18 protein-coding genes are annotated in these 18,875 nt (G+C 60.3%); 10 read left to right on the top strand and 8 right to left on the bottom strand.

Annotation, left to right across the window (positions count from 1 at the left end; genetic code table 11):
- Nucleotides 1–76: 76 nt before the first annotated feature.
- Complete coding sequence (locus NF676_RS16720; protein ID WP_041477048.1) at nucleotides 77–1,522, top strand: SulP family inorganic anion transporter; 1,446 nt, start codon at nucleotides 77–79, stop codon at nucleotides 1,520–1,522.
- Here NF676_RS16720 and NF676_RS16715 read toward each other — a convergent pair.
- Both NF676_RS16715 and NF676_RS16710 read right to left on the bottom strand, forming a co-directional pair.
- The gene (locus tag NF676_RS16715; protein ID WP_252886419.1) at nucleotides 1,490–3,721 is read right to left on the bottom strand and encodes a response regulator; all 2,232 of its coding nucleotides are present in this window, start codon (nucleotides 3,719–3,721) and stop codon (nucleotides 1,490–1,492) included. The two genes, NF676_RS16720 and NF676_RS16715, sit on opposite strands and share 33 nt — an antisense overlap.
- 186 nt (nucleotides 3,722–3,907) lie before the next feature.
- Entirely contained in the window at nucleotides 3,908–4,426 is a 519-nt protein-coding gene (locus NF676_RS16710; RefSeq protein WP_056788939.1) for a carboxymuconolactone decarboxylase family protein, read from the bottom strand.
- A 131-nt stretch (nucleotides 4,427–4,557) separates the two neighbouring features.
- Here NF676_RS16710 and NF676_RS16705 point away from each other — a divergent pair, with 131 nt between their 5' ends.
- Nucleotides 4,558–5,373: an AraC family transcriptional regulator gene (locus tag NF676_RS16705; RefSeq protein WP_150741130.1), complete on the top strand. Its 816-nt coding sequence runs from the start codon at nucleotides 4,558–4,560 to the stop codon at nucleotides 5,371–5,373.
- A 3-nt stretch (nucleotides 5,374–5,376) separates the two neighbouring features.
- Here the strand turns inward: NF676_RS16705 and NF676_RS16700 are convergent, their stop codons facing one another.
- Complete coding sequence (locus NF676_RS16700) at nucleotides 5,377–6,270, bottom strand: DMT family transporter (protein WP_252886418.1); 894 nt, start codon at nucleotides 6,268–6,270, stop codon at nucleotides 5,377–5,379.
- A gap of 89 nt (nucleotides 6,271–6,359) precedes the next feature.
- Between NF676_RS16700 and NF676_RS16695 the strand changes: the two genes are divergently transcribed.
- Together NF676_RS16695 and NF676_RS16690 are read left to right on the top strand one after the other, a co-directional pair.
- Nucleotides 6,360–7,691, top strand: coding sequence for an aminotransferase-like domain-containing protein (locus tag NF676_RS16695; RefSeq protein WP_252886417.1), 1,332 nt, complete (start codon nucleotides 6,360–6,362; stop codon nucleotides 7,689–7,691).
- Nucleotides 7,692–7,731: 40 nt separating this feature from the next.
- A complete protein-coding gene (locus NF676_RS16690) occupies nucleotides 7,732–8,109 on the top strand; it encodes a c-type cytochrome (protein WP_236168584.1) in 378 nt (125 codons plus the stop codon).
- 519 nt (nucleotides 8,110–8,628) lie between these two features.
- On the opposite strand, the gene NF676_RS16685 is transcribed toward NF676_RS16690, so the two are convergent.
- Entirely contained in the window at nucleotides 8,629–10,284 is a 1,656-nt protein-coding gene (locus tag NF676_RS16685; RefSeq protein ID WP_252886416.1) for a sensor domain-containing diguanylate cyclase, read from the bottom strand.
- 177 nt (nucleotides 10,285–10,461) lie between these two features.
- Between NF676_RS16685 and NF676_RS16680 the strand changes: the two genes are divergently transcribed.
- A complete protein-coding gene (locus NF676_RS16680; RefSeq protein ID WP_095182042.1) occupies nucleotides 10,462–10,797 on the top strand; it encodes a hypothetical protein in 336 nt (111 codons plus the stop codon).
- A 74-nt stretch (nucleotides 10,798–10,871) separates the two neighbouring features.
- Here NF676_RS16680 and NF676_RS16675 read toward each other — a convergent pair whose 3' ends face one another.
- Nucleotides 10,872–11,429 (bottom strand): phage infection protein, encoded by a 558-nt coding sequence (locus NF676_RS16675; RefSeq protein WP_236168586.1) that lies wholly within the window; start codon nucleotides 11,427–11,429, stop codon nucleotides 10,872–10,874.
- 124 nt (nucleotides 11,430–11,553) lie between these two features.
- Nucleotides 11,554–12,123 carry a chorismate mutase gene (locus NF676_RS16670; RefSeq protein ID WP_150634961.1) on the bottom strand — a complete coding sequence of 190 codons (570 nt, stop codon included), beginning with the start codon at nucleotides 12,121–12,123 and terminating at the stop codon, nucleotides 11,554–11,556.
- Between the two features lie 198 nt (nucleotides 12,124–12,321).
- Between NF676_RS16670 and NF676_RS16665 the strand changes: the two genes are divergently transcribed.
- The 4 genes from NF676_RS16665 to NF676_RS16650 all read left to right on the top strand — a co-directional run bounded on the left by NF676_RS16665 (nucleotide 12,322) and on the right by NF676_RS16650 (nucleotide 16,188).
- A complete protein-coding gene (locus NF676_RS16665; RefSeq protein WP_252886415.1) occupies nucleotides 12,322–13,680 on the top strand; it encodes an MATE family efflux transporter in 1,359 nt (452 codons plus the stop codon).
- An 88-nt stretch (nucleotides 13,681–13,768) separates the two neighbouring features.
- Complete coding sequence (locus tag NF676_RS16660) at nucleotides 13,769–14,794, top strand: acyltransferase family protein (protein WP_252886414.1); 1,026 nt, start codon at nucleotides 13,769–13,771, stop codon at nucleotides 14,792–14,794.
- A gap of 62 nt (nucleotides 14,795–14,856) precedes the next feature.
- The gene (locus tag NF676_RS16655; RefSeq protein ID WP_252876548.1) at nucleotides 14,857–15,414 is read left to right on the top strand and encodes a YceI family protein; all 558 of its coding nucleotides are present in this window, start codon (nucleotides 14,857–14,859) and stop codon (nucleotides 15,412–15,414) included.
- A gap of 87 nt (nucleotides 15,415–15,501) precedes the next feature.
- On the top strand, nucleotides 15,502–16,188 hold the full coding sequence (locus NF676_RS16650) for a GNAT family N-acetyltransferase (protein WP_110600861.1): 687 nt from the start codon (nucleotides 15,502–15,504) through the stop codon (nucleotides 16,186–16,188).
- A 62-nt stretch (nucleotides 16,189–16,250) separates the two neighbouring features.
- Here the strand turns inward: NF676_RS16650 and NF676_RS16645 are convergent, their stop codons facing one another.
- Nucleotides 16,251–16,691, bottom strand: coding sequence for a hotdog fold domain-containing protein (locus NF676_RS16645; protein ID WP_095182037.1), 441 nt, complete (start codon nucleotides 16,689–16,691; stop codon nucleotides 16,251–16,253).
- Nucleotides 16,692–16,849: 158 nt separating this feature from the next.
- Between NF676_RS16645 and NF676_RS16640 the strand changes: the two genes are divergently transcribed.
- On the top strand, nucleotides 16,850–17,482 hold the full coding sequence (locus NF676_RS16640) for a TetR/AcrR family transcriptional regulator (RefSeq protein ID WP_252876547.1): 633 nt from the start codon (nucleotides 16,850–16,852) through the stop codon (nucleotides 17,480–17,482).
- A gap of 217 nt (nucleotides 17,483–17,699) precedes the next feature.
- Here the strand turns inward: NF676_RS16640 and NF676_RS16635 are convergent, their stop codons facing one another.
- Nucleotides 17,700–18,824 carry a DmpA family aminopeptidase gene (locus tag NF676_RS16635; protein ID WP_252876546.1) on the bottom strand — a complete coding sequence of 375 codons (1,125 nt, stop codon included), beginning with the start codon at nucleotides 18,822–18,824 and terminating at the stop codon, nucleotides 17,700–17,702.
- Nucleotides 18,825–18,875: the final 51 nt, after the last annotated feature.

Raw genomic sequence — 18,875 nt, 5'->3', positions numbered from 1 at the left:
AATTCCGTAACATTCGCCTCCCTCTTTTTTCGCGAAAACAGCAGCCGTGCCCAGCGGCCGCTCAGTCAGGTAAGCCATGAAACCGATTCGTCTGCGCGCCGATGTCCTCGCCGGACTCACCACCTCGTTCGCCCTGTTGCCCGAATGCATTGCTTTCGCCCTGGTCGCGCATCTCAATCCGCTGATGGGCCTGTACGGCGCGTTCATCATTTGCACGCTGACAGCGTTGTTTGGCGGCCGGCCGGGCATGGTTTCCGGCGCGGCGGGCTCGATGGCGGTGGTGATCGTCGCGCTGGTGGTGCAACACGGCGTGCAATATCTGCTGGCAACGGTGCTGCTCGGCGGTCTGATCATGATGGCGTTCGGGCTGTTGCGCTTGGGCAAACTGGTGCGCATGGTGCCGCATCCGGTGATGCTCGGTTTCGTCAACGGCCTGGCGATCATCATTGCTCTGGCGCAACTGGAGCACTTCAAAAGCGGCGAGCACTGGCTCAGCGGTACGCCGCTGTATCTGATGACCGGGCTGGTGCTACTGACCATGGCCATCGTTTACATCCTGCCGCGCCTGACCAAAGCGGTACCGCCGGCCCTGGTGGCGATCCTTGGTGTCGGCCTGCTGGTCTACCTGTTCGGCCTGCCGACCCGTACCCTCGGTGACATGGCGCACATTGCCGGCGGTCTGCCGACTTTCGCCATGCCGGACATTCCGTGGAGCCTGGAAACGCTGCGCATCATCGCTCCGTACGCGATCCTGATGGCGATGGTCGGCCTGCTGGAAACCTTGCTGACACTGAACCTGACCGACGAAATCACCGAGACCCGTGGCTATCCGGATCGTGAGTGCGTGGCGCTCGGCGCGGCCAACATGGTGTCCGGTGCGTTCGGCGGCATGGGCGGTTGCGCGATGATCGGCCAGACCGTGATCAACCTCAGCTCCGGCGGGCGCGGGCGCTTGTCCGGCGTTGTTGCCGGTGTGCTGATTCTGTTGTTCATTCTGTTTCTGTCACCGCTGATCGAGCGTATTCCGCTGGCCGCACTGGTGGGGGTGATGTTTGTGGTATCGCAGCAGACGTTCGCCTGGGCGTCGTTGCGGGTGATCAACAAGGTGCCGCTGCACGATGTGCTGGTGATCATCGCCGTAACCACCATCACCGTGTTCACCGATCTGGCCACGGCCGTGCTGTGCGGGATCATCATCGCCGCGCTCAATTTCGCCTGGCAGCAGGCGCGCGAACTGTACGCCGATGAACACCTGGAGGCCGACGGCAGCAAGCTCTATCGCCTGCACGGCACGCTGTTCTTTGCCTCGACCACGCCGTTTCTCAATCAGTTCGATCCGGCCAACGATCCGGCGAAAGTCACTCTCGACTGCCGACACTTGAGCTTTGTCGATTACTCGGCGATTGCCGCGTTGAAAACCCTGCGTGAACGCTACGCCAAGGCTGGCAAGCACTTACAGGTGTTTCACCTGTCGGAACGCTGCAAGAAATTACTCAAGCGCGCCGGCGTCGATCACGACTGACGCCGCTGGTTTTGCGTCCTTGAGCCAGGTCTTGCCGAGAATCCGTGAGACCTGTTCGGCGGAGTAGGGCTTGGCGAGAAACTCGAAACCTTCGTAACCGCTGCGGGCCAGTTCTTCGCTGTAGCCGGAGGTCAGAATCACCGGTAGATCGGGGCGGCGCTGGCGCAGCTCCCTGGCCAACGCGACGCCGGTGATGCCCGGCATGACCACGTCGGAAAACACCGCATCGAACGCGCTGGCATCGCTACCGGCCAACTGCAGGGCTTCTTCAGCGTTGGTTGCCCATGCGGTTTCATAGCCCAGATCCTGGAGGATCTGGTTGGCAAAACGACCGACATCGAGATTGTCCTCGACCACCAGTACCCGGCGTTTTTCGCAGGCCGGCTGCACCTCGCCATCGTCCTCGGTGTTGTCCTGTTCAGCCTCGTCCGCCGGCACTTGCGGCAAATACAAGGTGAACTCGGTGCCTTGGCCAAGGACGCTGGAAACATCGACGTTGCCGCCCGATTGCTTGGCGAAGCCGAACACCTGCGACAGCCCGAGCCCCGTGCCTTTGCCGACAGCCTTGGTGGTAAAGAACGGTTCGAAGATGTGTTCGAGGGTGTGTGCGTCGATGCCGGCACCGGTATCGGCCAAGGCTATCGACACGAAATGGCTGCTGGACCCGGCGTGACCGCGAATCGGCGGCAGCGCTTTGTGGCACTCCAGGCGCAATTTCAGCTCACCCTGACCATTCATGGCGTCGCGAGCATTCAAGGCGATATTGATCAACGCGGTTTCAAACTGACTCAGATCGACACGGATGTAGCAGGGGTGATCCGGACGTTCGACGCACACATGAATCTGCGCGCCGGTGACCGATTCGAGCATCTCGCCGATGTTTGCCAAACGTTCGCCGGCGTCGACTACCTGCGGATTGAGCGGCTGACGGCGGGCGAAGGCGAGCAACTGGCTGGTCAGCTTGGAGGCGCGCTCGACGGTGTCGGACACCGCGCGCATGTAGCGCTGACGGCGTTCTTCCGGCAGGTTGGGCTGGCGCAGAAAGTCCACCGACGAACGAATGATCGTCAGCAGATTGTTGAAGTCGTGGGCGACGCCGCCGGTCAATTGGCCGATGGCTTCGAGCTTCTGCGACTGGCGCAACGCCGACTCGGCCTGGGCCAGGCGCAAGCTGCGCTCTTCGACCCGTTGCTCCAGCGTGGCGTTGAGCTCAGCCAGAGCCAGCAGGCCTTCACGCACATTGGCATCGGCGCGCACCCGCTCGATGTGCGCCCAGCACCGTTCGGTCACTTCGCTCATCAATGCCTGCTCAAATTGCGACCAGACCCGCGGCACTTTGTCGTGGACGGCCATCAATGCGGTCAGACGGCCCTGCTTGATCAGTGGTACACAAATGGTCGCGGTAATACCGATGGCCTGAAAGGTCGCCGACTCTTCCGGTGGTAGCTCGCTGCGGTTGTCATGGATGACCAGCGGTTCCCCGGCGCGCAGCAGAGTCACTGCCTTCTCACCGAAATCGCGCAGGCGGTAGTGGCCGACGATGCTTGGCGAACCCGGTGCCGCATAGTCGCCGCGAATGGTGAAGCCGTCCTCGTCGGCATCCATGTCGGCGTACGCGCAGTTGGACAATTGCAACTGCTCGACCATCAGCCGGGTGCTCGCCGCCAGGATTGCTTGCGCATCGGTGGCATTGGTCACCGCTTCGCCGATGGCATCGAGGACGGCCAGGCGTTGGTTGAGATAAACGGTCTGGGTGGTCTCGGTGACCGTGTCGAGCATGCCGACGACATTGCCCAGCGAGTCACGAATCGGGCTGTAGCAGAAAGTGAAGAACGCCTGCTCCGGACCGTTGCCGCGTTCGATCTTCAGGGCAAAGTTTTCGATGTAGGTGGCTTGGCCGGCATAGGCCGCCTCGGCTATCGGGCTGATCTCATGCCAGGCTTCTTTCCAGATGTCGCTGAAAGGACGTCCCAGCGCATGCGGCTTGTCGCCGAGAATCGGCACGAAGGCGTCGTTATAAAGGGTGATCAGTTGCGGACCCCAGACGATCGCCTGAGGGAAATGCGACGCGAGACTGAGCGAGACAGTGGTCTTGAGTACATCGGGCCAGTGTTCCAACGGGCCGAGGGGCGAATTCGCCCAGTCGTGACGGCGGATCTGCCCGGCCATCTCGCCGTTGTCTTGCAACCAGTCTGTCATGGGGTTCGTATCTTTCCGGGCATTTGTCTGAGAACAAAGACCTGCGCGCAGGGTGTTTGGTTTCAGCGCACCAGACACTGTTTGCGCTGCGAATTATTCTGACCTACATCATGGCAGCAAAAAACAGCGCTGGCGAAAAGAGCATCTTTTCGCCAGCGGATTTTTCTTCAGTTCGTGAGCGACTGCTCAGGCCTCGACGGCCGGGAAATCAATCTCGGTCAACGCCGTGTTGTTCAGGTAGTTGGTCAATGTCTGCACGGCCACCAGGGCAATCACTTCGATAATCTTGCGGTCATCGATACCGGCAGCGCGAGCAGCGGCCAACTGTTCATCGCTCAAGTGGCCACGGGTTTCGGTCAGTTGGCGGGCGAGGGCGGCGTAGGCATTCAGTTCGCCTTGACGGGCCGCGACGATGTCCTGTGGCGAGAGCCCGGCCTTGCCGGCGAACATTGTGTGTGCGGACAGGCAGTAGTCGCAGCCGTTTACTTGCGAAGTGGCGAGGTAGACGGCTTCTTTTTCCTGGGCGCTGAGCGAGGTCTTGCCGAGGATCGCCGAAGCTTGCAGGTAAGTGTCGAATGCAACTGGCGCTTGGGCGAGGGTAGTGAAGACGTTGGGCAGGAAGCCGATTTTTTTCTTCACGCCTTCCAGTGCAGGACGGGTGGCATCGGTGGCGGTGTCGAGGCTGATAGCGGGGATGCGGCTCATGGTGATTCTCCGAAATTCCGCAGCGAAGTGCAGCGGCGATGGAGAGATCTTAGGGGCTGCCAATGGCGCTTTGGCGGCAAATCGTCGAGGATATGCGGCAGATCGTCCAGATATGCCTTCGGGAGTCAGCCATGGATCGCCTTTCCACATTACTCAGTCATTTCGGCGTGAACGCCGGCACCTTTCATAGCGGCGCGTTTTGCGGCGTGAGCGTTCACGAAGGCGAGCCGGTCGGGCACGTGCATGTTCTGCAAGCCGGGGCGTTGCTGCTCAAACCGGGCAACGAGCGGGAGATCCGTCTGGACGAACCGTCACTGATTTTCTTTCCCCGGCCGTTTACCCATCGAATGTTTGCCGACGAAGCCATGGCCAGTCAGATTGTCTGTGCATCGCTGACCTTCGACGGCGGCTCGGGCAATGCCCTGGCCGCCGCGCTACCCGACTATCTGGTATTGAAACTCACCGACATCCCGGAACTGCGCAGCACCCTTGACTGGCTGTTCAATGAAGCCTTTGAAGGGCATTGCGGGCGCGTGGCGGTGATGGATCGCCTGTTCGAATTGCTGGTGATTCTGTTGCTGCGCCATCTCATCGGCAGTCGAGATCAGCAACCGGGCATGATGGCCGGGCTGGCTGACCCGCGCTTGTCTCGCGCTTTGAACCTGATCCATGAGCAGCCGCACAAGCCTTGGAGTGTGGCCGATCTCGCGGCGGCGGCGAACCAGTCCCGCGCCGGTTTCGCCGAGCAGTTTCGCCGCGTGGTCGGGCAGACGCCGGCCGATTATCTGCTGAGCTGGCGCGTCAGTCTTGCGCAGAAACGCCTGCGCGAAGGCCGGCCGATTGCGTTGATTGCCGAAGAGGTCGGTTACGAAAGTCCGTCGGCGCTGGCCCGGGCGTTTCGGCGCAAGACCGGTCTCAGTCCTCGGCAATGGAAAGCCGGACACTGAACATTACCTGGCGAATTTCTTCGCTCCGGCCACGCAAAGAATCACCCCAAGCGTTACGCCGAGCATGCCGACGCTGACCTGCTCATGCAGCAACGTCGCCGCCAGTGCCAGACCAAAAAACGGCTGCAGCAACTGCAACTGCCCGACCGCCGCAATCCCGCCCTGGGCCAGGCCGCGATACCAGAACACAAAGCCGATCAGCATGCTGAACAGCGACACGTAGCCCAGGCAGATCCACGCAGGCAAGCTGATGTTGCCGAACGAGGCGGGCGCCAGCCACAGGCTCAGCACTGCCATCAGCGGTAACGACATTACCAGCGCCCAGCAGATCACCTGCCAGCCGCCGAGGCTGCGTGACAGTTTCGCGCCTTCGGCGTAACCGAGGCCGCAGGCGAGAATCGCCGCGAGCATCAGTAGATCCCCAGTCGGCGAGGCGCTCAGTCCTTGGGACAGGGCGAAGCCCACCACCAATGCGCTGCCCAGCACCGAAAAGATCCAGAACACCGGCCGTGGCCGCTCACCGCCACGCAAGACACCAAACATTGCCGTGGCCAGCGGCAGCAATCCTACAAACACGATCGAATGCGCTGACGTTACGTGCTGCAATGCCAACGCGGTCAGCAGCGGAAAACCCAACACCACGCCCAGCGCCACAATCACCAGCGACAGCCACTGATGGCGCGACGGTCGCGGTTGCTTGAACAACAGCAGAAGTCCGACCGCCAGTGCGCCGGCAATCGCTGCTCGCACCACGGTCAGAAACACCGGATCGAATTCCAGCACCGCCAAACGTGTGGCCGGCAGCGAACCGCTGAAAATCAGCACGCCGATAAAACCGTTGATCCAGCCACTGGTTTTTTCCAGCGCCGGGTGGGCCGCAGTCGATGTTGTGTGCATGTCGGTTGCGCTCAAATAGTGGGTTGTATTGCGGCGATCCTAGGGCTGAGAATCAGCACAATCAAAAAATTGTCATGGATACAGCCTGCATGCCCCGATCCCGTTACAAGACCTTGGTTGACCGTTATGCGGCGGAAATTCGTGGCGGACGACTGCCGCCGGGCACGCGATTGCCTACGCATCGGCAACTGGCGGTGCAGGAAGGACTGGCGCTGGTTACCGCTTCACGGGTTTATGCCGAGCTTGAGGCGATGGGCCTGGTCAGTGGCGAAGCCGGGCGCGGCACTTTTGTGCGGGAAACGTCGCTGGCGCCGGGGCAGGGCATCGATCAGAAAGACGTAGCGGTCGGCATGATCGACCTGAATTTCAACTATCCGTCGTTGCCCGGTCAGGCTGAGCTGTTGCGCACGGCGTTGCGGCAACTGGCGTTGTCCGGCGATCTCGAAGCGTTGCTGCGTTATCAACCCCACGCCGGACGTGCCCACGAACGCGCCTCGGTGGCGCGACATTTGTCGACACGCGGCGTGACCGTTGAAGCCGACCAAGTGCTGATCGTCAATGGCGCTCAGCAAGGTTTGGCGGTGACGCTGATGGCCCTGCTCAAACCCGGTGATGTGATCGCCGCCGATGCGCTGACGTATTCCGGGTTCAAGGTGCTGGCCGACGCGTTGTATCTGGAAGTGCTGGCGATCCCGATGACAGAGCACGGCCCGGATTTGCCGGCACTGGACAGGCTCTGCCGCCAGCGTGCGGTGCGCGCCGTGTACAGCATGCCGACGCTGCACAATCCGCTGGGCTGGGTCATGCCACTGGAACAGCGCGAGCAATTGGTGGCGATTGCCCGGCGCTATGATCTGACACTTATCGAAGATGCGGCCTACGCGTTTCTGGTGGAAAATCCGCCGCGAACCTTGATCGATCTGGCACCGGAACGGACGTTTTACGTATCGGGCCTGTCGAAAAACATCGCCACCGGTTTGCGCGTCGGCTTCATCGCGGCGCCGCCGCCTCAAGTGCCCGCACTGGAGCGAATCATTCGCGCGACAACGTGGAACACGCCCGGGGTGATGACCGCCATTGCGTGCGGTTGGCTCGACGACGGCACCGTCACCGTGCTTGAGGAGCAGAAACGTCGTGATGCGATGGCGCGACGGGCCTTGGCCGCCGAGGTGCTGAAAGGGCTGCGCTACATTGCTCATCCGGCCTCGTATTTTCTGTGGTTGCCGTTGCCCGAAGATGTGCGTGCCGATCAGATCGTGGTCGAGTTGATGCAGCAGCAGATTTCGGTCACCACCGCCGAGCCGTTTTCGCTGTCGGCCAATACGCCCCATGCGATTCGTCTGGCGTTGGGTTCGGTGGACATGAAGGTGTTGCGTCAGGCGTTGATCACTGTCAGAACGATTGTCGGCGCTTATCTGTAAACTGCGTTCACGCCATGCAAAGCCAGGTTTGGACTGTTTAATGAAATTCACCACAGCACTGCTTCTCGCCTTGATCTTCAGCACCAGCGCTCAGGCTGAGGGCGATCCTGAAGCCGGGGCGAAAATCTTTCCGCGTCTGTGCGGCGGTTGCCATCAGGTTGGCGAGTCGGCTCGTTCGGGGTTTGGTCCGCAGTTGAACGGCATCGTTGGCCGGGCTGCGGGGACTTCGGCAAATTATGTTTATTCCGCTGCGATGAAGAACTCGGGGATTACTTGGGATCGGGCGACGTTGAAGGCTTATCTCAAGGATCCGAAAGGGGTGGTGCCGGGGACGCGGATGATTTTCTGGGGGCTGAGTGATGAGGAGAAGTTGAATAATTTGTTGGCTTATCTGCAGAGGTTCAGTGCTGAGCCCTAGTCGGGCGATGGTTTCCTGGCTGATTGAGTACATATCCATTGCTGCGGTAACGGCTGCTTAGGGTTCCGCCCTTACGGCGGGTCACCTTTTTCAAACGCCGGAGTGCCGGCCCAGCAAAAAGGTAACCCAAAAGGCTTGCTCCTGCGTTCGGCCCTCGCAGGCTCGGGTCCCTTCGCTGCGGGATCGATCCGGGCGCAGCGGCTACGGTTTGCTTCGCTGCACCTCCTTCCGCTGTGTCTGGCTGCGCCAGACGGTCGCTGCGCTCCCACCCCCGGATCAATCCCTCCGCTCAGCCTTCCGACGTCGCCGGTAGATCAAGATCAAAAGCACTCGAGCTAATGCTCATTGTTGAGTGGGGCGGCTTCGCCGCGGGCAGCTGCGCTGCTTTGCTTTTTTGTGGGAGCGAGCCTGCTCGCGAAAGCGGTTCTCCAGCCGACCCATATTTGCGGTTTTACCCCATCCCTGTGGGAGCTGGCTTGCCAGCGATGGCAGCCTGTCTCTGGTTGATATACGCCGGTGTCAGTGAGCATGGAACGCCACCTGATTGCGCCCCGCAGCTTTCGCCTGATACAGCTGCTGATCGGCGCGTTTGATCAGGGCCGTGTGGTTGTTGTCTGCCGGATCTGCCAGGCCAAGGCCAATACTCACCGTGACGTGGCCGACGCCGGGAAACTGCGCTTCGGCGACCGCCGTGCGAATCTTTTCGGCGACGACTTCCGGGGTGTCGGGTTGCGCGACTTCCGGCAGCAGTACGGCGAACTCTTCGCCGCCGTAGCGGGCGACGAAATCGGTGCTGCGTACGCTGTTCTGGATCAAGGTCGCCAGTTGTTGCAGGACCTCATCACCGACCGCGTGGCCGTGGCTGTCATTGATGCGTTTGAAGTGGTCGGCATCGATCAGCAGCAGGGCGAACGGGCGTCCGGTGCGTCGGGACAGCAGCGAATACTCAGTGATTTTTTCGTCAAAACGGCGACGGTTGTAAACGTCGGTCAAGCCGTCGTGTGTGGCCAGACTCAGCAGTTCGGCGTTGGCCTCGGTGAGTGCGGCAGTGCGTTGCGCCACGGTGGCTTCCAGCGAGGCGTTGGCTTCTTGCAGTTCGCGCTCCTTGCCTAGTAGCGACTGCGTCATTGCGTCGATGGACTGGCCGAGCTGGGCGATTTCCAGCACCGGATGCTGCAGCTGGAACTGCGCGCCGGACTGGTTGTTTTGCACCTGTTTGGCCGAGTGCGCGAGTTGTTCGATCGGGCGGCTCAGGTACAGCGCCAGGTAATAAGCCACCAGACCGAAAACGATGGCGGCGAAAACGCCGAGTATCAGCAATTCGTATTGCAGCGTCCGCGCCGGTTGCAGCGCAGTCTCCAGTGGCTGGCGAATGGCGATCGACCACGACAGCGCCGTGCCCGATGGCGTCGGCACAGTGACCATGCTGGTCAGGTAACCGTTGGCCGCCGTCCAGCCCGACAATACCGGATCGTTGGTCGCCAGCTGTTGGCCCATCAGCGCTTCGGGGTAGAGCACCTTGCCGTCGTGATCGACAATCAGCGCCTGGATATCCGGCGCCGAGTTCTTGTGGGAAAACGCTGCCGACTCGACGATGCGCGTTACCCAACTCCAGTGTGCATGTGCGCCCAGCACGCCAATCACCTGTCCTTCGGCATTGTGGATCGGCGCGGCGAAATCGATGAAGCGCAGCGGCTCGCCATTGGGCAGGCCCGGCAACAACTTGGCCAGCAACACTGCTTCATGGGGATCGCCGGTGTATTGCCGGCGCAGGCCGATCTGGAACCACGGGCGTTTCTGCACTGATTGACCGACCAGCAGATCATTGACGGCCTGGCGGACGTTGCCCTCGGCGTCGGTGACGCCCATCCACGCATATTCGGCGCGCGCCTGGGTGCGCAACTGCATCGACTTGAGGATGGCTGGGTTGTCCAGATCTCCGCGCTCCAGATGCGGTGCGCGACTGAGCAGGTAGACCTCCAGTTGCCGTTCGCGCAGCTGTTCGCCCAACAGCGTCGCCGCTGCACGCGCGGTGTTCAGCAAGGCGTTGCCGCTGGCCTGCTTCATTTGTTCGGTGGCGATGTGACCGACATAAAAGCCGACGCTCAATAACGTCAGCAGGGACAAACCGCCGAACCACAGGGTGAGATGGCTACGCAGACTGGCTTTGAACATGGAGGCGGGTGTCTGTCTTTATTGAAGTGGCGCCATGGTATGCGACATCGCCGATGGGCGGCCAGCGAACGGGTTCATGTAAATACAAAGAAGATTGATGCCAATGAGCCATCATTTTGGTTAGAATGCGCGCCGCCCGAGAGACGGATCCCGGGCTTTTTCCCATGGAGTTTTACCGTGAAATACCTCAGCAAAGTAGTCGCCGCCACACTGTTCGGTGTGGTTCTGGCAGGTTGCACCGGCGCCCCGATGAAAACCGCCCATTACGACAGCAACCAATACACCGTGGTTGGCCACAGCGAAGCATCGGCCACCGGCCTGCTGCTGTTTGGCATCATCCCGATCCGCCAGAACAGCCGATTTGTGCGCGCGCAAAACGCGGCCATCCAAGCCAAGGGCGGCGATGCAATGATCAACACGCAGGTTCAGGAAAACTGGTTCTGGGCCTGGGTCCTGACCGGTTACACCACCACCATCTCCGGTGATGTGGTCAAGCTGAAAACCGCGCAATAAGCGACGGTTGAATGCAAAAAAGCCCGGCTGATCAGGCCGGGCTTTTTCATGGGTGTTGCGGTCATGCAGATGATTCAGGCGACACGGCGTTCGATCAGACGATCAGAACCACCTTCGGCAACACGGCGTTCGAGCAGACGATCCGAACCACCTTCGGCAACGCGGCGTTCGATCAGACGATCAGAGCCACCCTCGGCAACGCGGCGTTCGATCAGACGATCGGAACCACCTTCAGCAACGCGGCGTTCGATCAAGCGATCAGAGCCACCTTCAGCAACGCGGCGTTCGATCAAGCGATCAGAGCCACCTTCAGCAACGCGGCGTTCGATCAGACGATCGGAACCACCTTCGGCAACACGGCGTTCGAGCAGACGATCAGAGCCTCCTTCAGCAACGCGGCGATCGATCAAGCGATCGGAGCCACCCTCGGCAACACGGCGTTCGATGAGACGATCCGAACCGCCTTCAGCAACACGGCGTTCGAGCAGACGATCTGAACCACCTTCAGCCAGACGGCTTTCGATCAGCTTGTCCGAGCCGCCTTCAGCGACCAGGGTGTGAGCAGGCGTTACTGCAAAAGCGTTAACTGCGAAAACCGAGAAAGCGATGCCGAGAAGGGTTTGGCGTTTCATGATCGTGTGCTCCAGAAAGTTGTTTGTTTGTCTGGAGCCGATGTTACGCCGCGCAGTTTTTATGAGAACTTCATTGACGTGATGGTGAACATCGACGCCGATGATGTTTGCCATGAGCGGCGATTCAGAGGGCTTTTGCCCGAATGCACAACTCGCCGCTGGCACGAATCAGCGCCATGTCATGCAGCGAATCGGCGGCCAGACCGTTGCGGACATTGGCCAGCCATGCCGGGCAATTCGGATCCTGGCGATAGGGCGCGAAGGCGGCGTACTGCTGCAACAAGCGCTTTTGCAGTTCATCCAGGCGCGGGCGGATCTGTTTGCCCAGATCCGGACGCGGTGTGTCCGGTGCAGCACCTGCCGCTTGCCATTGCGCGAGCAGACCGTATTGCACCAGTTTGTTCGCTTCCATCTGTGCGGCGATCAGCTGCGCGACGTCGTCCGGATCGAGTTTGTGTTCGGTGGCCAGAGTTCGGGCATTGGCGATGACCTGCGCCTCTCGCGGGCTGTCCTGGATCGGCTTGCCGCTGTCCCACTTGGTCAACGCAACCAGATCGCCGATGCTCAGGCGTTCATTCAAAGTGGCCAGTAGCGGTTTCAATGAAGCAGGCGCCGCTGCGGGTGCGGCCGCCTGAGCGTAGGCGGCCGACAGAGCGAGGAGGGAGCCAAGCAGAAAATTTGCAACGTTACGCATGAACCGAGCCTCAATAGTCAGTGTCGAGAGAATCGCTGATTTACCACAGCCGCACACTGACACAAAGCGATGCCTGGCATTTACACAAATGCAAAACAGGCAATCAACGCCGATGGGAAATGTTGATTGCACGCTGCACGCAACTCACCGAAGCTATCGTCAATCAGGCCTGCCGCCGTCGAGATGGACCTCCATTCAATGCAAAGCGCCACCTTCGCCAAGCCGCTCTGGCAAACCTATCTGCTGTTTCTCGCGCCGATGGTGCTGTCGAACTTCCTGCAATCGATGTCCGGGACGGTCAACAGCATCTATATCGGCCAGATGCTCGGCACACAGGCGCTGGCGGCGGTATCCGGCATGTTTCCCGTCGTGTTCTTTTTCATCGCCCTGGTCATCGGCCTTGGAGCTGGCGCGGGCGTGTTGATCGGTCAGGCGTGGGGCGCGCGCGAAACGCACATGGTCAAGGCGATTGCCGGAGCGACGTTGCTACTGGGTGTGTTGATCGGTTTGGTCGCGGCGGTGCTGGGCACGGTGTTTGCGCGACAGGCACTGACGGGGTTGGGCACGCCGGCGGATGTGCTCGACGACGCGGTGGACTATGCCCACGTCATGTTGTGGATTCTGCCATCGCTACTGGTATTCGTGCTGTTCACCCAATTGCTGCGTGGTGTCAGCGATACGCTGTCGCCACTACTCGCGCTGATCGTCTCCACCGCCGTGGGGCTGGCGCTGACGCCAGCGTTGATTCGCGGCTGGCTGGGCTTGCCACCGTTGGGCATTCAGAGCGCGGCGTATGCCGGGCTGGCGGGGAATCTCTCAGCAATGGCGTGGCTGGCCTGGCGGCTGATCCGCAAGGGCCATCCGCTGGCGCCGGATCGAGAGTTCTTTGCCGCACTGCGACTGGATCGGGCCATTCTCGGCAAGGTCCTGCGCATCGGCCTGCCCACCGGCGTACAGATGATCGTGCTGTCGTTGTCGGAGCTGGTGATCCTGGCACTGGTCAACCAGCACGGCTCGCAAGCGACGGCGGCGTATGGCGCAGTAACGCAGATCGTCAACTATGTGCAGTTTCCGGCGCTGTCGATTGCGATCACCGCATCGATCCTCGGTGCCCAGGCGATCGGCGCCGGGCATTTGCAACGCATGGGGCCGATCCTGCGCACCGGGCTGTTGATCAACGTGTGCCTGACCGGTGGCCTGATTGTGTTGGGTTATCTGCTATCGCACTGGTTGCTGGGCCTGTTCCTGACCGAGGACTCGACCCGGGCGATGGCCGAGCATCTGCTGCACATCATGCTCTGGAGCCTGTTGGTGTTCGGCTTTCAGGCCATCATCGGCGGGATCATGCGCGCCAGCGGCACCGTCCTGGTGCCGGTGGTCATTTCGATTGTCTGCGTGGTCGGCGTGCAGTTGCCGGCGGCGTACTGGCTCGATGGGCAGTTCGGTTTGCAGGGTGTGTGGATGGCTTTTCCGGTTGCCTATCTGGGGATGCTGATACTGCAGACGCTCTATTACAAACTGGTCTGGAAACACCAGAAGATCGAGCGGTTGATTTAGGCACGGCGGACAAACATTTCTCTGTCCCCCGAGACGAAAGCATCGTAGCGTATGCGCCCACAACAATAAGGGAATGACGAGGGTTCAAGTGGGAGCTTTTCGACTGCTGTTGGCGGTGTTGGTCGCTGTATCTCATATGGGCAAAAAGTTCGCCGGACTGAATCCTGGTGTGATCGCCGTCATCTCGTTCCTGATCATCAGTGGATTCGTCATGGCTTCGCTCATCGAGCGAAACTACCGTGAGCCGAGGAAGATCGGTCTGTTCTATATCGACAGGGCTCTGAGGTTGTATCCGCAATTTCTGGTCTACTTCGTCGCCTCGTGTCTGGTTATTCATTTTCTGTTGCCCGGTACGCCCCAAGCGGCTGAGCTGACATGGAAGACCCTGTCCACCAGTTTGCTCATGCTACCGCTTGGCTATTACATGTTCGGCGTCGGCGGGACCGAGATCCTGCCACCGGGCTGGTCGCTGGGGCTGGAAATGAGTTTCTACCTGCTGATTCCATTTCTGCTGATTTGCAAGGCGCAGGGTGTCGCCTTTGCTGTCTCGGTCGGGGTTTTTCTGCTGGCCTGCCTGGGCTTCATCAATACCGATGTCTATGGATATCGTCTGTTGCCGGGTGTGTTGTTCATCTTCCTGTGCGGCTGTTATCTATACCAACGCAATATCAGAGCAATGGTCGTTGTCACCGGCACAGCCGCTGCGGCGGGACTGCTGTTTGTAGCGATCATGGTCGGATGGATTGAGCGTCGTCCGTTCAATGCCGAAGTCACTCTGGGTATCGCCGTGGGCATTCCCTTGGTCTACCTGTTGACCAAACTCAAGTTCCACCGGATGGACGAGTTCCTGGGCAATATCAGTTATGGCGTGTTTCTTAACCACTTTGTGGTGATGTATCTACTGCGGGGTTTTTGGCCCGTCGCGTATGACGCCTACGTTGTCGGAGCGGTGCTGGCGTTGTCATTTTTCTGCAGTGGCCTGACGTATTACTGCGTCGAGCGACCGGCGCTGAAGTTGCGTCACCACCTGCGCGGCAGGGCGAAGGAAAGGCCGGTTCAACCGAGGAGCGCCGAGAAAATTGTATCCCCTTTGGGTGAGCGTGAACTGGCATAACGCTCGGCTGTTTGCTTAAGTCAACCAAGGCCCTCGACGACACACGCCGCCCGGAGAATTCCATGACGTCGCGATTGCTGCTGGTTGCCGCGTTTACATCCTTTGTCATGGCCTGTGCGCAGGCCGCTGAATATAACCGGGTCAACACCAGCGCCAGCCAGATCAGTTTCACCTACAACCAGATGGGCTCGCGAATGTACGGCACCTTTGGCAAGTTCGAGGCGGCTCTGGATTTAGATACCGAAAACCTTGCCAACGCCCGCACCACCTTGCATATCGACCTGAGCAGCATTGACGCCGGCAGCGAAGACGCCAATACCGAGCTGGTGAAACCCGCCTGGTTCGATACTGAAAAATTCCCGCTCGCGGTATTCGAGTCCCGCCGCTTCACCCAGGTGGCCGAGCATCGTTACCAGGTCGCCGGTCAGCTCACGCTCAAGGGCGTCACTCGCGATGTCGAGGTGCCGGTGGAGCTGAAACCGGACAACGCCATTGGCATTTTCGACGGCGAGCTGGTGCTCAACCGTGAGGAGTTCGGCCTCGGCGCAGGGGAGTGGGCGGACAGCGTGGTGTCGAAGGACATCTACATCAAATTCAGGGTGGTGGCGCCACAACAGTGACGGTTCGATAGATTCGGCGCGGTATGATGTCGCGGTTCGTCGACGGCTCTGATCATCGGCAACGTTTTTTATCGCCGGAGTTTGCCCATGCCACGCATCACCCACTACACCTCCCCATGCCCGGAAAGCGTCAACAGCCAGATCCTGCAAATGGTCGTCGATTACCTGACCGACATCAGTGCTGTCGGCCTCGGCCCGAGCAATCTGCTGTACAACGTTTATCAGTACGCGGTGGGTTATGAGGTGCATCTGTACCTCGAGGCGTTGAACGGCCAGAAGGGCACCGAGGTGGAATTGCTGGTGGCCACTGACGATGAGGATCCAGAGCAAGTCATCGGATTTCTCATCTGTCTGCCGGTGCAGGGCGATTGGGAGGCGTGCAGCGTCGCGTACATGGCGGTGCGTGAAGGCCATCGGCGCCAAGGTGTGGCGCGGGCGATGCTCGCGGACATGGTCGGGCGCTATCCGCATGCGGAACTGGCCTGCAGCATTGGCAAGGTGCCGTATTTCGAGGCGCTGGGTTTTGAAGTGATCGGCCAGCGCGAGACTCAGGTGCTGATGAGCACGCGGCATTACCGCAGCAACGGCTTGCGCGGGTTCATCGACACCACGCCGATCTACCGCTCGCTGGAAGTGCAGCAGATTCATACTTACTTGCTGCAGAAAAACGGCAAGCGCGCGATGCTCGATGCGGAAAAACAACGCGACCGCCATCTGGACCAGACCAGCCGCCACGTAGAAGAGTTTGTCCGTCAGCGCCTGACTCTGCACTGACCCGGCCAGTAAAAAGCCCTTGCTGCGCATTGCGCAACGAGGGCTTTTTTGTGCCTGCAATCTCAACCGATCTTGACGTTCATGGTGATGCGCGCGGTGAAGACTTTTTTGCCCTCGGTATCGTGAATGTCGACGTTGACCACCTTGTCGCCATCGCTTTGCCAATCCACACCTTCGGCGCTGGCCACGGCGGTGACGTCGGTTTTCGCCTTGGCCAGGTATTCCACGGTCATGCCCTTTGGAATCCAGCGCGCGCCGGGCGGGATCGAGACGTCGGTCATCATTCCGCCGGCCAGTTCCGCCGCGTTGCACAGGGCGATCGCATGCACCGTGCCAAGGTGATTGGTAATTTCCTTGCGAAACGGCACTTGTACGGTGGCGGCGTTCGGGCGCAATTCGCTGATCAGCGGATTGATGGTGCTGAAGTACGGGGCGAACTGACAGGCCATTTTGCTGAATGCATCCGCGCCGACGCTGTTGAACATGCTGAGAGATTGACTCATGGAAGCCTCACTGGGTGGTTTGCAGAATTATGTTCCGTCACAGAATAATGTTCTGTAACGGAACGGTATTCTGTTCGCGGCAAATCTGTCAACCTAGGCGCGATTTGTTCACGGGCACGTGACGCCTTTATCAACCTCCGTTTTTGGACCCGAGCAGCATGGACACCGCCGATCTACTGGAACGCAGCTACCCCGGCCGCCGCGCCGAACTCAAACGCGATATCTTTCGCAAGGCCCTGAGCCTGTTCAATGAACAGGGGATCGAAGCCACCACCATCGAAATGATCCGTGCCGAGTGCGACACCAGCGTTGGCGCGATCTACCACCATTTCGGCAACAAGGAAGGGCTGGTCGCGGCGCTGTTTTTCACCGCGCTGGAGGATCAGGCGTGTCTGCGTGATGCGTATCTGGACGCGGCCAATACCACGGAGGAAGGAGTGCAGGCGCTGGTCTTCAGCTATGTCGACTGGGTCGAGCAGCAGCCGCAGTGGGCGCGTTTTCAGTACCACGCACGATTCGCAGTGACCAAAGGCCCGTTCAAGGAAGAGCTGGCCGAGCGCAACAAGACGCGCAACCTGCGCTTGGGCCAGTGGTTGGCCGAATCGGGTCGCGCCGCTGAGCTTAAGGATTTGCCTGCGGAGTTGCTGCCATCGCTGATCATCGGCCAGGCGGACAGTTACTGCCGGGCCTGGCTGGCAGGGCGAGTTAAGGGCAGTCCGATGGCTTATCGCGAAGTGCTTGCGCAGGCGGCATGGCGGTCGATTCGCGCCGAAGGTCTCGCCGAGGACTGAAATACGCAGACAAAAAAAGAGCCTCCAAGCTCTTTGATGGGGAGGAAGTAGAGCCAGTGAGGCTCAAGAGGCGTGTGAAGCAGAACTTGGGCTTGATTGGGAGTCAGTACACCCACGCCTACGCAGCGCCGGATCAATCCAGGCACCGCGTAGCTTCATCCTGGGAGCGTGCAATGGACGACTCAAGTACCGCCAGTCGTCCTTGCACAATGCCGGATTATGCCGGGCGCGACCCCGGCCAACCGGATTTTTTCAGCGCCGCCAGAAGCGTCTGCCCATCCAGGCCCGGCACCGAATGGCCGTTGCCCTCGCTGCTGTCGCTGGCGAGCAGGGCATTGATGATCGCTTCTTCAACGGCTTCGGTCGCGGCCAGAAACAGCTCGCTGATGTGGTCGTTGTTGACCATGCGCAAGCCGTTGCAGGTGGCTGCGCGTTTAGCCTCGTAAGCGGCGGGCGGGACGTGATCATTGCCGGTGGCGAAGGCAATGAAGATGTCGCCGCTGTGGTCTTCGTTACCGCCGCCGGTGCGCGCCAGGCCCAGGCTGGCACGCTGTGCCAGGCGCGTGCATTGATGGGGCAGCAGCGGCGCATCAGTCGCCAGGCAAACGACGATCGAGCCCATGCCCGGGTGCGGCAGCGCTGCCCGCAGGAACGGTGAATCCTTCTGTTCCATATAGCGCCCGACCGGGTAACCATCGACGCGTAATTCACTGCGAATACCGTGGTTGGCCTGCACGATCGCGCCAACGGTCCAGCCACCCTGGGCAGCACTCAAACGGCGCGATGCGGTGCCGATGCCACCCTTGAATTCGTGGCAGATCATGCCGCTGCCACCACCCACCGCACCTTCGAGCACCGGGCCGTCCACTGCGCCGTTCAGTGCCTCGGCGACATGCTCGGGCTTGACGTGAAAGCCGTTGATGTCATTGAGCAGCCCATCGAAGGTCTCCAGCACCACCGGCATATTCCAGTAAAGCCGCCCGTCATCCGGCTGTTGTTCACGGTCCAGCACAATCAGCGCATCCCGCACCACACCGAGGCTGTGGGTGTTGGTAAAGGCAATCGGACTGGTCAGCAGACCGGCCTCGCGAATCCATTCCAGCCCGGTCGCATCACCGTTGCCATTGAGTACATGCACGCCGGCAAAGCACGGTTGCTGGCTGGTCGAGCCGAGGCGCGGCTCGATCAGCGTGACGCCGGTGCAGATGTCACGGCCGCTGCTGCTGCGACCGCGTACATTGCTGTGACCGACGCGCACGCCCGGCACATCGGTGATGGCATTGAGCGGGCCGGGTTGCATCTGGCCAATCAGGATATCGAGATCACGGGCACGCGGATTCATAAGGTTCAGTCTCTTGATTCAAAAGGTCGGGCGGCTTACCGCTCGGATGAG

The organism is Pseudomonas siliginis (genome assembly GCF_024072275.1).
GTDB classification, from domain to species: Bacteria; Pseudomonadota; Gammaproteobacteria; order Pseudomonadales; family Pseudomonadaceae; genus Aquipseudomonas; species Aquipseudomonas siliginis.
This window is presented reverse-complemented; position numbering and strand designations above follow the sequence as displayed.

Bases quoted from the DNA above. Each gene is read 5' to 3' on its own strand.
- NF676_RS16665 (WP_252886415.1), top strand. From the start codon at position 12,322: ATGCAAAGCGCCACCTTCGCCAAGCCGCTCTGGCAAACCTATCTGCTG.
- NF676_RS16675 (WP_236168586.1), bottom strand. From the start codon at position 11,429: ATGAAACGCCAAACCCTTCTCGGCATCGCTTTCTCGGTTTTCGCAGTT.
- NF676_RS16645 (WP_095182037.1), bottom strand. From the start codon at position 16,691: ATGAGTCAATCTCTCAGCATGTTCAACAGCGTCGGCGCGGATGCATTC.
- NF676_RS16720 (WP_041477048.1), top strand. From the start codon at position 77: ATGAAACCGATTCGTCTGCGCGCCGATGTCCTCGCCGGACTCACCACC.
- NF676_RS16685 (WP_252886416.1), bottom strand. From the start codon at position 10,284: ATGTTCAAAGCCAGTCTGCGTAGCCATCTCACCCTGTGGTTCGGCGGT.
- NF676_RS16700 (WP_252886418.1), bottom strand. From the start codon at position 6,270: ATGCACACAACATCGACTGCGGCCCACCCGGCGCTGGAAAAAACCAGT.
- NF676_RS16670 (WP_150634961.1), bottom strand. From the start codon at position 12,123: ATGCGTAACGTTGCAAATTTTCTGCTTGGCTCCCTCCTCGCTCTGTCG.
- NF676_RS16690 (WP_236168584.1), top strand. From the start codon at position 7,732: ATGAAATTCACCACAGCACTGCTTCTCGCCTTGATCTTCAGCACCAGC.
- NF676_RS16635 (WP_252876546.1), bottom strand. From the start codon at position 18,824: ATGAATCCGCGTGCCCGTGATCTCGATATCCTGATTGGCCAGATGCAA.
- NF676_RS16695 (WP_252886417.1), top strand. From the start codon at position 6,360: ATGCCCCGATCCCGTTACAAGACCTTGGTTGACCGTTATGCGGCGGAA.
- NF676_RS16640 (WP_252876547.1), top strand. From the start codon at position 16,850: ATGGACACCGCCGATCTACTGGAACGCAGCTACCCCGGCCGCCGCGCC.
- NF676_RS16650 (WP_110600861.1), top strand. From the start codon at position 15,502: ATGCCACGCATCACCCACTACACCTCCCCATGCCCGGAAAGCGTCAAC.
- NF676_RS16710 (WP_056788939.1), bottom strand. From the start codon at position 4,426: ATGAGCCGCATCCCCGCTATCAGCCTCGACACCGCCACCGATGCCACC.
- NF676_RS16715 (WP_252886419.1), bottom strand. From the start codon at position 3,721: ATGACAGACTGGTTGCAAGACAACGGCGAGATGGCCGGGCAGATCCGC.
- NF676_RS16655 (WP_252876548.1), top strand. From the start codon at position 14,857: ATGACGTCGCGATTGCTGCTGGTTGCCGCGTTTACATCCTTTGTCATG.
- NF676_RS16705 (WP_150741130.1), top strand. From the start codon at position 4,558: ATGGATCGCCTTTCCACATTACTCAGTCATTTCGGCGTGAACGCCGGC.